Source organism: Pseudomonas sp. G34, assembly GCF_031119625.1.
GTDB lineage: Bacteria > Pseudomonadota > Gammaproteobacteria > Pseudomonadales > Pseudomonadaceae > Aquipseudomonas.
Genome location: NZ_JAVHZV010000027.1, coordinates 150,779 through 164,219 on the forward strand (window position 1 = coordinate 150,779; position 13,441 = coordinate 164,219).

General features: G+C 63.4%; 13 protein-coding genes and 1 pseudogene. 2 read left to right on the plus strand and 12 right to left on the minus strand.

Features of this window, described 5'->3' with window-relative positions; genetic code table 11:
- Positions 1-82: 82 nt before the first annotated feature.
- From cgtA to rplU, 3 genes are all read right to left on the minus strand, one after another.
- Positions 83-1,306, minus strand: a complete 1,224-nt coding sequence (cgtA, locus tag QYS36_RS17475) for an Obg family GTPase CgtA (RefSeq protein ID WP_308840694.1) — start codon at positions 1,304-1,306, stop codon at positions 83-85.
- Between the two features lie 221 nt (positions 1,307-1,527).
- Positions 1,528-1,785, minus strand: coding sequence for a 50S ribosomal protein L27 (gene rpmA, locus QYS36_RS17480; RefSeq protein WP_074889631.1), 258 nt, complete (start codon positions 1,783-1,785; stop codon positions 1,528-1,530).
- A 38-nt stretch (positions 1,786-1,823) separates the two neighbouring features.
- A complete protein-coding gene (gene rplU / locus QYS36_RS17485; protein WP_013789840.1) occupies positions 1,824-2,135 on the minus strand; it encodes a 50S ribosomal protein L21 in 312 nt (103 codons plus the stop codon).
- Positions 2,136-2,408: 273 nt separating this feature from the next.
- On the opposite strand from rplU, the gene QYS36_RS17490 reads away from it, so the two are divergent.
- Together QYS36_RS17490 and QYS36_RS17495 are read left to right on the plus strand one after the other, a co-directional pair.
- The gene (locus QYS36_RS17490) at positions 2,409-3,377 is read left to right on the plus strand and encodes a polyprenyl synthetase family protein (RefSeq protein ID WP_308840757.1); all 969 of its coding nucleotides are present in this window, start codon (positions 2,409-2,411) and stop codon (positions 3,375-3,377) included.
- 172 nt (positions 3,378-3,549) lie between these two features.
- Entirely contained in the window at positions 3,550-3,777 is a 228-nt protein-coding gene (locus QYS36_RS17495) for a hypothetical protein (RefSeq protein WP_027909437.1), read from the plus strand.
- Between the two features lie 898 nt (positions 3,778-4,675).
- Here the strand turns inward: QYS36_RS17495 and QYS36_RS17500 are convergent.
- The 9 genes and pseudogenes from QYS36_RS17500 to QYS36_RS24050 all read right to left on the minus strand — a co-directional run.
- Positions 4,676-5,293, minus strand: coding sequence for an FKBP-type peptidyl-prolyl cis-trans isomerase (locus QYS36_RS17500; protein ID WP_308840695.1), 618 nt, complete (start codon positions 5,291-5,293; stop codon positions 4,676-4,678).
- A 65-nt stretch (positions 5,294-5,358) separates the two neighbouring features.
- Positions 5,359-5,664, minus strand: a complete 306-nt coding sequence (locus tag QYS36_RS17505; RefSeq protein WP_308840696.1) for a DUF6482 family protein — start codon at positions 5,662-5,664, stop codon at positions 5,359-5,361.
- Positions 5,665-5,772: 108 nt separating this feature from the next.
- Complete coding sequence (locus QYS36_RS17510; RefSeq protein WP_308840697.1) at positions 5,773-6,261, minus strand: TIGR00645 family protein; 489 nt, start codon at positions 6,259-6,261, stop codon at positions 5,773-5,775.
- 187 nt (positions 6,262-6,448) lie between these two features.
- Positions 6,449-6,790, minus strand: coding sequence for a hypothetical protein (locus QYS36_RS17515; protein WP_308840698.1), 342 nt, complete (start codon positions 6,788-6,790; stop codon positions 6,449-6,451).
- A 181-nt stretch (positions 6,791-6,971) separates the two neighbouring features.
- Complete coding sequence (locus QYS36_RS17520; protein WP_308840699.1) at positions 6,972-9,440, minus strand: AAA family ATPase; 2,469 nt, start codon at positions 9,438-9,440, stop codon at positions 6,972-6,974.
- Positions 9,441-9,589: 149 nt separating this feature from the next.
- Entirely contained in the window at positions 9,590-10,753 is a 1,164-nt protein-coding gene (locus tag QYS36_RS17525) for a type III PLP-dependent enzyme (RefSeq protein WP_308840700.1), read from the minus strand.
- A gap of 299 nt (positions 10,754-11,052) precedes the next feature.
- Positions 11,053-11,190, minus strand: coding sequence for a hypothetical protein (locus QYS36_RS17530; protein ID WP_308840701.1), 138 nt, complete (start codon positions 11,188-11,190; stop codon positions 11,053-11,055).
- Positions 11,191-11,295: 105 nt separating this feature from the next.
- Complete coding sequence (locus QYS36_RS24045) at positions 11,296-12,156, minus strand: methyl-accepting chemotaxis protein (RefSeq protein WP_374990470.1); 861 nt, start codon at positions 12,154-12,156, stop codon at positions 11,296-11,298.
- Positions 12,151-13,293: pseudogene (locus tag QYS36_RS24050) on the minus strand (Cache 3/Cache 2 fusion domain-containing protein); the annotation flags it as partial. The pseudogene QYS36_RS24050 and the gene QYS36_RS24045, both read right to left, overlap by 6 nt.
- Positions 13,294-13,441: the final 148 nt, after the last annotated feature.

A 13,441-nucleotide genomic window follows, 5' to 3' on the forward strand; every position in this document is an offset into this window, starting at 1 on the left:
GAAGCACATTTTCGCAAGCCGCTACCGGCGGCAACGGCCAAACCTACAAAAACGCCGCTAAAAAGCGGCGTCTGTCGTCCCATCAATCCCGGACGTAAATGATCTCCGGGCCGTCCTCGTCATCTTCCTCGTCCCAGAAGCTGTCGTCCTCGTCGACCTCACCGACAGCCCGCACCCCGGAACGACGCAGCGCACGCTTGTCGTCCAGCGCCTGCAGCTGGGCACGCGCCTCATCTTCGATGCGCTGGTCGAGTTCGGCAAGCTCGGCGGCGTACTCAGGGTTCTCCTGAATGCGCTCGGCACGTGCCTCGAGGAAGTCCATGATGTCGTAGCACAGCTGCTCGGTACCTTCGCGCGCCAGGGCGGAGACCACGTAGACCGGGCCTTCCCACTCCAGCCGCGCGACGATCTCGGCGACCCGCTGCTCCTTCTCCTCATCGAGGATCTGGTCGGCCTTGTTGAGCACCAGCCAGCGCTCACGCTCGGCCAGCGCCGGGCTGAACTTGGTCAGCTCGGCGACGATGGTGGCCGCGGCTTCGGCCGGATCGGTCAGGTCCAGCGGCGCCATGTCGACCAGGTGCAACAGCAGGCGCGTACGCGCCAGGTGCTTGAGGAAGCGAATCCCCAGCCCGGCGCCCTCGGAGGCACCTTCGATCAAGCCGGGAATGTCGGCGACCACGAAACTCTTGTAGCGGTCGACGCTGACCACGCCCAGGTTCGGCACCAGGGTGGTGAACGGGTAATCGGCGACCTTCGGCTTGGCCGCCGACACCGAGCGAATGAAGGTGCTCTTGCCCGCGTTCGGCAGGCCGAGCAAGCCGACATCCGCCAGCACCTTCAACTCCAGCTTGAGGTCACGCGCCTCACCCGGCTTGCCCGGCGTGGTCTGGCGCGGCGCCCGGTTGGTGCTGGACTTGAAGCGGGTGTTACCCAACCCATGCCAGCCGCCCTGGGCCACCATCAGGCGCTGCCCGGCCTTGGTCAGGTCGCCAATCACTTCCTGGGTACCGGCATCGATCACCGTGGTGCCGATCGGCACCGGCAGGATCAGGTCTTCACCCTTGGCGCCGGTGCAGTCGGTGCTGCCGCCCTTTTCACCATTGGGCGCCTGGAAGCGGCGGGTGTAGCGGTAGTCCACCAGGGTATTGAGGTTGGCCATGGCCTCGATATAGATCGAGCCGCCATCGCCACCATCGCCACCGTTGGGGCCACCGTTCTCGATGAACTTCTCACGACGGAAGCTCATCATGCCGTTGCCACCATCGCCGGCCTTTACAGAAATCGATACTTCATCGACGAATTTCATGGGTACACCTCCCGCCATAATCGCGGGTTACTGAAACAAAAAAAACCGGGTGCTTGCGAAATTGCCCTGAAACCACCCGCATCAACCAGGGCAGTTTGGCAAGAACCCACAGGATACGCGCCCGCTGCAATCCAAGCGGACCAGGCAGCAACCCGAACGCAACAGGATACAGAAACAAAAAAGCCCCGTCGCAGGACGGGGCTTTTCCAGCAACTTCGCGATTAGGCCGCGACGACGCTTACGTAACGGCGGTTGAACGCGCCTTTTACTTCGAACTTGATCACGCCTTCGATTTTCGCGAACAGGGTGTGATCCTTACCCATGCCAACGCCGTAACCAGCGTGGAACTGGGTGCCGCGCTGACGCACGATGATGTTGCCAGGAACGATTTTCTGGCCGCCATACATCTTCACGCCAAGGCGTTTGGCTTCTGAGTCGCGACCGTTGCGGGTACTACCGCCAGCTTTTTTGTGTGCCATGAGTTCAATACTCCTATAAAGGGCTCAGACGAGACGAATCAGGCCTGAATACCGGTGATTTTGATCTCAGTGAACCACTGACGGTGGCCCTGACGCTTCATGTGGTGCTTACGACGACGGAACTTGATGATGGTGACTTTATCGTGACGACCCTGCGAAACGACTTCAGCCGAGACCTTGGCGCCTTCGACGACAGGAGCGCCGATGGTCACGTCATCACCGTTGCCAACCAGCAACACGCGGTCGAAAGTCAGCGCTTCGCCAGCGGCCAGCTCCAGTTTCTCGACCTTGAGGAATTCGCCTTCGGTGACTTTGTATTGCTTGCCACCAGTAACAATTACTGCGTACATGGTAAATCTCCGTTGATCCTGCTCACCCAGCGCTTTATAGGAATAACTGTTGGCTGGCATGGCTGCTCGGGGCCGGATGGACACCCGTGCAATTGCGTAAGGCAGGGAAATACCCAGGGGGAAGTTCAGGGTGCGCGATTGTACGCAAGCCATTGACCCAGCGCAAGCGCCCCTTGCCGTTGCCTTGACAGCCCCCACCCTGCCCCATAGCATGCCGCGCAAACTAGGGCCTATTAACGTCAATAGACCCTATTGAAGGAGCATATGTCGCTGATGCAACCCCAGGCTTTTTACAGTGTGGTAGCGGATGATTTCACCGCTGTTGACGGCATTATCCGTCAGCAACTGGTGTCCCGCGTCCCGCTGGTCGAGAAGATCGGCGACTACATCATCTCCGCCGGCGGCAAACGCCTGCGCCCGCTGCTGGTGCTGCTCAGCGGCAAGGCCCTGGGCCTGAACGACGAGCGCCTGCGCCTGTTGGCCGCGACCATCGAATTCCTGCACACCGCCACCCTGCTGCACGACGACGTGGTCGACATGTCCGACATGCGCCGTGGCCGCAGCACCGCCAATGCCCAGTGGGGCAATGCGCCCAGCGTACTGGTCGGCGACTTCCTTTATTCGCGCTCGTTCGAAATGCTGGTCGAGCTCGGCTCGATGCCGGTGATGAAGATCCTCTCCAAGGCCACCCGGGTGATCGCCGAAGGCGAGGTGCTGCAGCTGTCGAAGATCCGCGACGCCAGCACCAGCGAAGAAACCTACATGGAGGTCATCCGCGGCAAGACCGCCATGCTGTTCGAGGCCTCGACCCAGAGCGCCGCTGCGCTGGCCGAAGCCACGCCAGAACAGAACGAAGCGCTGCGCCTGTTCGGCGACCACCTGGGTGTCGCCTTCCAACTGGTCGATGACCTGCTCGACTACAAGGGCGATGCCGCCACCCTGGGCAAGAACGTCGGCGACGACCTGGCCGAGGGCAAGCCGACCCTGCCACTGATCTACACCATGCGCGAAGGCAACGCCGAGCAGGCCGCCCTGGTGCGCAAGGCAATCCAGAAAGGCGGCCTGGAAGACCTGGAAAGCATCCGCGAAGCCGTGCAGGCCGCCGGCGCCCTGGACTACACCGCCAACATGGCACGCGACTACGCAGAACGCGCCATCGCCTGCCTGGAAGTACTGCCCGCCAGCGCCTACCGCGACGCCCTGGTCGAGCTGAGCCACTTCGCCGTGGCCCGCACGCACTGATCGCCAGCCAGAGCCTGATCAGAAGCCCGTCCCAGTGACGGGCTTTTTCATGCCCGCCCTCCCCGCTCGACAACCAGACATCAGCAGATCGACGAAAGGGGGCGATTAAGGCTTGCTATTAACGTAATAAGAATTATTCTCATATCTACCACTCACTCAGGGAGATGCGAGCATGACTTATCTAATAGACGCCTGGCTGGACCGCCCTCATCCCTACCTGCGCATCCTGCACCGGGAAACAGGCGAGGTCTGCGCGGTTCTCGAGGAAGAGGCGCTGGATGAACTGCGTAAACAGGGTGACCTGGATCTGCACGAGCTGAACTCGAGCGAGCCACTGATCCTCAAGGAACTGGTGCGTAGCCTGTTCCTGTACTGCTATGCCCGGGCCTTGCGCCCGTGACATTTGAGCTGCATCCGAAGGCTCTCGAGTTAGAGCCCTGCAAGACCTGAGCGGCAAAAAATAGGTTCTTCGCGTAGCTTGGGGAAAGTACGGGTTGCCACCGGACTGGCAAGTTTATGTGCGCATCGCTATTGGTTTAGCACGATCCATTACCGCGTCTACTGAACCTTTGTGTTTCGCCCCTTACGGGCGCCACACCTTTCTTGCTTGCCCAAGAAAGGTGTGCCAAAGAAGGGCACCCCGACATCCGGGTTTCGCTGCGCGAAACTCCCCTCGCTCCGGCGCCGCTCCGGGGGCCGGCTTACATGGGCCATCCCTGGCCCATTAAGCCTCTCGCCGCATCCATGCGGCTCGCTCCCCTACGCACCACCTCCACTCGGCCTCCTGACGGGACCGGAGCGCGAGCTTGCAAGATCTCCACGGGCTCAAGCTCGGCGGCGTCTGTTTTTGCTTTTGAGCTGCGATCGTACAGACGACACCCAAGTCCCCTTCAGGAGGCCGAGTGGAATCGCCACGTAAGGGGTTGAGCGACATGGATGTCGCGAGAGCTGCGATGGGCCAGGGATGGCCCTTCGCAGCGTGCCCCTGGAGTGGTGATGGAACGAGGGAACCCCGGCGCAGCCGGGGCCGTATGTAGGGGTGTGTTTCTTTGCTTACTTTCTTTGCACAAGCAAAGAAAGTGAGGCGCCCGTAAGGGGCGAAACCTATTAGGCCAGGCGGCGGGCCAATGGAGAGTGCCAAGCCATCGGCAGCTAACGTTTTATTGCCAGTCCGGTGTCAAGCCTATCCTCCCCGAAAAATGCGAAGAACCAAAAAATAGCCGAGGAAACGGCCAACTGCACGCATTCCTCGGCGACTTTTTAACGCCGCAGGGCCGACGCGCAGCAGCCTTTTACGCTTACAGGATGTCGAGCAGCTCGACATCGAATACCAGCACGCTATGCGGCGGGATGCTGCCAACGCCCTGGGCGCCGTAAGCCAGCTCGCTCGGCACGTACAGGCGCCATTTGCTGCCGGTGCCCATCAGTTGCAGGGCTTCGGTCCAGCCGGCGATCACCCCACCGACCGGGAATTCGGCCGGCTGGCCACGCTCGTAGGAGCTGTCGAACACACTGCCGTCGATCAACGTGCCGTGGTAGTGAGTGCGCACGCTGTCGTCGCGCGAAGGCTTGGCGCCCTCGCCAGCAGTCAGTACTTCGTACTGCAGACCGGAGGTCAGCACGGTGACGCCGTCACGCTTGGCGTTCTCGGCCAGGAAGGCCAGGCCGGCACCAGCGGCAGCCTCGGCCTTGGCCTTGGCTTCGGCCTGCATGACATCACGGATCACCTTGAAACTGGCCGACAGCTCGGCTTCGCTGACGCGGCTCTGCTGGCCGGCGAAGGCATCGGCCAGGCCGGCCAGGACGGCATCCAGGCTCACGCCCGGCGGCGGGTTGTCACGCAGTTGGCCGCCCAGTTGACGGCCAATGCCGTAGCTGACGCGCGCTTCGTCGGTGGAAAGATCGAGTTCGGACATGTCGCCGCTCCGCTAGCAGGAAAAAAGGCCGGCTAGCCTATCACGGTTCCAGCCAGGCTCTGCGCCTACCAGCGGCTGCGCAGGCCAACCGGCACGCGCAGTGCCTCGCGGCTGCCGCTCGGCAGCCCGCACATCTCGTCGTAGGCCGAGGCATGCACCAGGAACAGCGGCACGTCCGGCAGCGTTTCGAGCAGGTCGCGGGCATGCTCCACCGAGCGCAGATGCAGGTTGCGCCCCGCGTCGTCGTGCAGGTAAGCACGCCGTTCGGCGCCGAGAATCTGCAACAGGTAGATGCCGCCTTCCAGGGAAATCAGTTCGAGTTCGCTCACCGCGCCAGCGCGAGCCGCTTGCAGCAATTCAGGCAGGGTCATGGCATGTCCTCGCAGGCAAGAAGCGCCACTATACGATTGTCGGGCTGCAGATAACAAAACGCCCGGCGCGCCATCTGCGGGCCGGGCGTCTGCTTCTGGCAGCGCTGGTCAGTGTTTGGTCAGCTTGTCCAGATAACCCATGGCGAACGCCGAGATCACGAAGGTCATGTGGATGATCACGTACCACTTCAGGTGCTCGGGATCATGATTGCGCGCATCCATGAATACCCGCAGCAGGTGGATCGAGGAAATCGCCACGATGGAAGCCGCCACCTTCATCTTCAGCGAGCTGGAATCCATCTTGCCGAGCCAGGCGAGCTTTTCCTTGTGGTCGTCGATATCCAGCTGGGAGACGAAGTTCTCGTAGCCGGACATCATCACCATCACCAGCAGGCCACCGACCAGCGCCATGTCGACCAGCGACAGCAGCACCAGAATCAGCTCCGCCTCGGCCATGGCGAAGATGTTGGGCAGGATATGGAAGATTTCCTGGAAGAACTTCAGGGCCAGCGCCAGCAGGCCCAGCGACAGACCGAAATAGATAGGGGCCAGCAGCCAGCGCGATGCGTACATCGCGTTTTCGACAAAACGTTCCATGGACTCTCACAGGTAATCGACAGCGGGCGAGTATACCCAGCGTCCGACCACAGGCAAGCCACGCGGGTTCGCCAGCGCCCCGAAAAAGCCGCCAACGCCGGCGCCTGGGCGCTTGTGGATAAGATTTGCGGCCTGGCGTCGCCGCCTGACCGATCGGTCGCGCCACGAACGTGGCAAAGCCGATCGCTCAGCTATCGGGCAACGACAGGGATACGCCGCGAGCGCCGCTGCGCGCGCCGTTCAGGCGGCGCAGCTGGGCCTGGGCGTGCAAGCGCCAGATCGGCGCTTCATGACAGGCAACATAGCCCTGCTCGGCCAGGCTCTCGGCGATGTCCTCGAGCAGTTGCTCGACGACCAGAGGCCCGTGGAATGGGCCTTGCGCCTTGACGGCGGAGGGTTGCCGGGCAGCCAGGCCGGCGACGCAGATCAGCGTCCACAAGCCCTGCTCCCCCGCTAGGGGCAGCACCGTGAATTCGATGCGGGTGGTCACGCCGAGAAAATCATGGGTCAGGCAGAGGCTACGCGACATGGCGGCAATCCTCGCAGAGACAGACCTGCAGCCTACACCCGTAGCGCCTGCCGGCAAAGCCAGGTTTATACACAGAAGCTGTGGATAACCTTGTGCACGACAGGTGCGCAAGCACCTGCATGCTGCCGGCCCAACGGCGGCAGGCGAGCCGATCAGCGATTGATCAGCCCGCCCTGGCGGCCTATTCCGGCGTCGGCTTGTTCGCCCGCGGCTTCTTGGGCTTTTCCGGCAGTGCCGCGGTGAGTGCTTCCTTGGCTTGCTCGGGCTTGTCTTCCTCGCCCATGCCGATCTCGGCGATCTCGCGCAGGCGCTCGACCACCCGGGCGTTGACGCTGCCTTTGGGGAAATGGCCCTTGTCGTTCGGCGTACCGGCATCCTCGCCGACCAGCAGGCTCAGCGCCTCGTCGACATGGCGTACCGAGTAGACGTGGAATTGCCCGGCGCGCACGGCCTGCAGCACACGCTCGTCGAGCATCAGGGTGGCGACGTTGGAGTGCGGGATGATCGCCCCCTGCTCGCCGGTCAGCCCGCGGGCTTCGCAGAGGCGGAAGAAGCCTTCGATCTTCTCGTTGACGCCGCCGACCGCCTGCACCTCGCCGAACTGGTTGATCGAACCGGTGATGGCGAAGCACTGCTTGAGCGGCGTGCGCGATAGCGCCGAGATCAGCGTGCAGACCTCGCCAAGCGAGGCGCTGTCACCGTCCACGTAACCGTAGGACTGCTCGAGGGCAATGCTCGCGGAAATCTCCAGGGGGAATTCCTGGGCATAACGGCTGCCGAGGAAACCGGTGAGGATCATCACTCCCTTGGAGTGGATCGGCTGGCCGAGGTTGACCTCGCGCTCGATGTCGACGATGCCCGAGCCGCCCGGGTAGACGGTGGCGGAAATCCGCGCCGGCACGCCAAAGGCCGAATCGCCGACTTCCAGCACGGTCAGGCCGTTGCACTTGCCGATGGCCGCCCCGGCGGTGTCGATCAGGATGATGCCGGCCAGCATGTCGTCAATGATGCGCGCCGAGACGCGCCCGGTACGCGTCGCCTTGGCCTTGAGGGCACGCTCGATGTGATCGGCGTCGGTGACCGCTTCACCGGCCAGGTTGCGAATGAAGTCCGCCTCGCTGACCAGCTGGAACAGGTCGCCGATGCGCGCCGACAAACGCCCCTGGTGCTCGGCCAGGCGCGCGCTGTAGGTGGCCAGGCGTGCCACTGCGGCGGCGCTCAGCGGCGCCATGCCTTCCTCGGTGGTACGGGTCTTCATCAGCTGGGCGAACTGCTCCAGGCTGTCGTCGGCCAGGGGGATGTCCTCGTCGAAGTCGACCAGCACGCGGAACATCTCCTGGAAGTCCGGATCGGCGTCCTGCAGCGCGTAGTACAGCTGGCGCGAGCCGATGATCACCACCTTGAGCTGCAGCGGGATGGTTTCCGGATTGAGGGTCACGGTGGCGATACGGCCCAGGTCGGCCAGCGGCGATTCCATCTTCAGCTTGCGCGACTGCAGGGCGCGCTTGAGCGCTTCCCACACGAACGGCTCGCTGAGAAACTTCTCCGCCTCGAGGATCAGGAAGCCGCCGTTGGCACGGTGCAGCGCGCCGGGGCGCAGTTGCCGGTAGCTGGTGTAGAGCGCGCCCTGGTCGGTGTTGTACTCGATGCGGCCGAACAGGTTGTCGTAGGTCGGGTGGGGCTCGAACACCACCGGCGCGCCGCCATCGACGTGGTGGCCGACGATCAGGCTCGGGCAATACAGCTCCTCGAGCAGCTTGCGGGTCTGGGCGTCGGGCTTTTCCACCTCGATGAGCAGGTCGATCACGCTTTTCAGCAGGTCCACCTGCATGGCCTGCAGGTAGGCACACACCCCGGCGTTCTCGGCGTACTTTTCCGAGAGCGGTGCCAGCAGCGGCTGCAGGGCGACGGTGATGGTTTCTTCGTTGAGCTGGCGCAGCGCGTTGCTGGATTCGCGCTTCCACTGCGGCAGGCTGGCCAGCTCCTCGTTGAGACGCTCCTCCAGGGCGGCGATGTCGGCGTGGAAGCGCTCGCGGTCGGCTTCCGGCAGCTGGGCGAACTCGGCCTCGTCCGCCGCCTTGCCGTCGAGCATGGGCGTGAAGGCGATATTGGTGCTGTCGCGGTACAGGGCGATGCCACGCTCCAGGGACAGGCGCTCGATGACGTCCAGCGCCTGGTCGTAGCGCTTGTTGAAGGCGCGGTCGATGGCGCTCTTCTTCTGCTGGAACGACGGGTGCTCGAAGACCGCCGGGAAGGTTGCCAGCAGGTTGTCGATCAGCGCATTGATGTCGGCGATGAACTCGCTGGCCGTGCCGGGCGCCAGTTCTACCGCGCGGGGCTCGCGGGGCTCGTCGAAATGGTTGACGTAGACCCGATCCGGCGGGGTTTCCAGGCGCTTGCCCTCGGCCCGCAGGTAGCGTTTGACGAACGAGAAGCGGCCGGTGCCCGGCTCGCCCATGACGAACACGTTGTAACCGGGGCGCGGCATCGCCACGCCGAACTGCAGCGCCTGCACGGCGCGCTCCTGGCCGAGCACGCCGCGAAAGGGTTCCAGGTCATCGGTGGTGGTGAAGGCGAACTGCGTGGGCGAGAAGGGACGGGTGAGTGCATCGGGCGCCAGGCGCAGGCCGGCTGCAACGGGATCGGGCATCGGGGATCCTTAAATACCGCGGAGAAGTGTCTGCATTCTCGCGCTGCCTCCTTCCCCCTGGCAAGGCGCCAATGGCGGTACACGGCAAAGCGCGACGCAGAACGTAAAACGCCCGCAACGGGTGCGGGCGTTTGGCCTTGCAGCAGGGCTTACAGGTAGAAGGACTTCAGCGGCGGGAAGCCGTTGAACTCCACCGCGCTGTAGCTGGTGGTGTAGGCCCCGGTGGACAGCCAGTACAGGCGGTCACCGCTGGCCAGGTTCAGCGGCAGGCCATACTTGTAGTGCTCGTACATGATGTCGGCGCTGTCGCAGGTCGGCCCGGCGATGACCACTTCTTCCATCTCGCCCTTCTTCTCGGTCCAGATGGGGAACTTGATGGCTTCGTCCATGGTTTCGATCAGGCCGCTGAACTTGCCCACGTCGGTGTATACCCAGCGCTCCACGGCGGTACGCGACTTGCGCGCCACCAGCACCACTTCGCTGACCAGGATGCCGGCGTTGGCGATCAGCGAGCGGCCCGGCTCGAGGATGATCTCCGGCAACTCGTCGCCGAAGTCGTCCTTGAGGAAGCGGATGATTTCCTCGGCGTAGGTTTCCAGGCTGTTGGTGCGGGTGATGTAGTTGGCCGGGAAGCCGCCGCCCATGTTGATCATTTGCAGGACGATGCCGTCTTCTTCCTTGAGGCGCTCGAAGATCACCTTGACCTTGGCGATGGCCGCATCCCACACGTCGATGTCGCGCTGCTGCGAGCCAACGTGGAAGGAAATGCCATAGGGCACCAGGCCCAGCTGCTTGGCGAGGATCAGCAGATCCATGGCCATGTCGGTCTGGCAACCGAACTTGCGGCTCAGCGGCCAGTCGGCCGAGGTCGAGCCTTCGGTGAGGATACGCACGTAGATCTTCGAACCCGGCGCGGCCTTGGCGATATTGCGCAGGTCGGCCTCGGAGTCGGTGGCGAACAGGCGCACACCCTTCTCATAGAAGTAGCGAACGTCACGGGCTTTCTTGATGGTGTTGCCGTAGCTCATGCGGTCCGGGCTGACGCCGGCGGACAGCACCTTGTCGAGCTCGTAGATCGAGGCGATGTCGAAGTTCGAGCCCTTGTCGCGCAGCAACTCGATGATTTCGATCGCCGGGTTGGCCTTGACGGCGTAGTACACCTTGGCGAAATCGAAACCGGCACGCAGGTCGTCGTAGGCCTGGCTGATGATCGCGGTGTCGATCACCACGAACGGGGTTTCCTGCTGGTCGGCGAAGGCCTTCATTTTATTGAAGGTTTCACGTGGGTAGTAATCTTCGACCTTGATCGACATGCGGCACTCCTGATGGCTGAACCATGAACACTAGGATTCGGGCAGTTGAACCGGGCACAGGTTCAACCGGGTGTCGGGGGCGGCCATCGAACAATCGGCCGGAAAGCCTGTTGCCAGGCCACGAACGTCTGATCAGTTTCCCCACTTTGGTTCGCCTACTTCCCAAGGCATGTCGCCGAGAATTGCACGCTCTGAAAACAGGCCGCACAACCTCTCGTCGTCAGTACTTGAGCCGAATGGATCGTTGCCAGCATGGACGCTCGGGCGCGGACTTTAAGACCATGACTCGCTCAGATCAATCAAAAATTGCCCACGGCGGGAACTGATTTTCCAGACGTTTCGGATTCCACACGAAGCGCGCCGAAATGCTGCACAGCCGCAGGCTGCACGCGCACGACCGGCGCCAGGGCCACAGCCTGGCACAGGATGCTTTTCATGATGATGACGTTCGCCTGGACGAGCCTCGCTACGGGGCCCGGCGAGGGGCTGGCGCAGCCGCTGTCAGCGGCGCCAGCCGGGGTGGGCCTGGGGCCTCGAGGGGCCTAGCGGAAACGCTCGACTTCGCGATGCAGGTCGGTGGCCAGGGTTTCCAGCTCCTTGGAGGTGTGCGCCAGGTTGGCGATCACTTCGCGCTGCTCGCCGTTGGCCAGAGCGATGCTCTGCAGGTTGCTGCTCAGCAAGGTGGCGGTGCTGCTCTGCTCGCTGGTGGCGGTGGTGATGGCGGCGAACTGGTCACCGGCGGCGCTGGTCTGCTCGGCGATATGGGTCAGTGCGGCGGCGACCTTGGCATTGAGTTCGAGGCCGTTCTGCATCAGCTGCCGGCCCTGCTCCATGGTGCTGATCGCGCTGCTGGTTTCGCCCTGGATGCTGCCGATCATGCTGGAGATCTCGGTGGTCGCCTCACGGGTACGACCCGCCAGGCTGCGCACCTCGTCAGCCACCACGGCAAAGCCGCGGCCCTGCTCACCGGCACGGGCAGCCTCGATGGCGGCGTTGAGCGCCAGCAGGTTGGTCTGGTCGGCGATCGAGGTGATCACGCTGAGGATGCCGCCAATTTCCTGGGAGCGCTGGCCGAGGCTGTCGATGACCTTGGCGGCGCTGTTGACCGACTGAGAAATCTGCTCCAGAGCGGCGGACGCCTCCTCCATCGAGGTGCGGCCGATGCGCGTCTGGCTGGCGTTCTCGCTGGCCATGCGTTCGGTGCTGCGCATGTTGTCGGCGATGTTCAGCGAGGTGGCGCTGAATTCTTCCACCGCACCGGCCATGCTGCTGATCTCGCCGGACTGCTGCTCGATACCTTCGTAGGCACCACGCGACAGCCCGGACAGCGCCTCGGCGCGCTGGCTGACATTGCCCGCGGCACTGCGGATGCGCGCGACCATGGTCGACAGCGCTTCGCTCATCTGGTTGAAGCTGCGCGACAGCTCGCCGATCTCGTCATGGCTGCTGACCTGCAGGCGCACGCTCAGGTCGCCGGCCCCCAGGGCCTGGGCCTGCCGCACCAGGTCGCCAAGCGGGCGCAGTTTGCGGCGCAGCAGCCAGATCACCGCCAGCACGGCCAGCACCAGGGTGACCAGGCTGCCGATGGCCAACTGGCTGCCGACCCGCCAGGTCACGGCCTGGATCTCTGCTTCCGGCATGCTCGCCACCACCGTCCACGGGCCACCGGCAAAGGGCACGGCGACGCTGTAGAAATCCTGGGTGCCATCGCTCCAGAAACCGCCCTTGCCCGGGGAGCCCAGCACATTGCTCATGTTGCCGGTCAGTTGCTCGGGACGTTGCGCGCCATAGGGCGCCACCAGCCACTTGCTCTGGTCGTCGAGCAGCGCCAGGGAGCCAGTGCTGCCGATGCGGAACTGCTGCAGATTGGCGAACTGGGCATTCTGCGCATCGGTGTAATCGAAGCCGACGAACAGCACGGCGATCACCCGGCCGGCAGCGTCACGCACCGGCGTGTACTGGGTCATGTAGAAACGGTCGAACAGCAGCGCGCGGCCCACGTAGCTGTCGCCGGCGAGCAGGCGCGCGTAGGCCGGGTGAGTGCGATCGAGCACGGTGCCGATGGCACGGCTGCCATCCTGTTTGGTCAGTGAGGTGGTCACCCGCACGAAGTCTTCGCCGTCACGCACGAAGATGGTCGCCACGCCGGCGGTCAGGTTGCGGAATTCATCGACTTCGCTGAAATCGTTGTTCAGCCGGCTATCGCCCAGGTAAAGCGCCGGTGCCTGCAGGGAGCCCACAGCCACCCGCTCGTCCGGGCTGACCCGCAGGCCGCTGCTGAAGCGTCGCTCGAACAGCCCGGCGAGGCGCTGGGTGCTTTCGCGCAGGCTCTCGTGGAAGGTGCTCAGCTGGTCGGCCAACAGGCGCGCTTCACTGCCCAGGTGTTCTTCCCGGGTCACGAGGTTGGCGCTGCTCAGCGAGCGCAGGGCGAATACGGTGCTGACGCTGATCAGCAGTACCAGCATGGCGGCCAGGGCCGTCGCCAGCTGCCAGGCGATACGCGAACGAGGTTGGTTCATGAAAATATCTCCGTGCTCCATCGTCCCTGAATGGAGTAATTGAATAAAATTTGATCAGCCTGTACGTCGGCGAGCGCGGAGAATACTTGAGAGTTTTAGTGCGTCAATGGCGAACGCGCCGTGATCACCACATTTTTCACGGGGCCTTGTGAAAAATGAGACTTTTGGG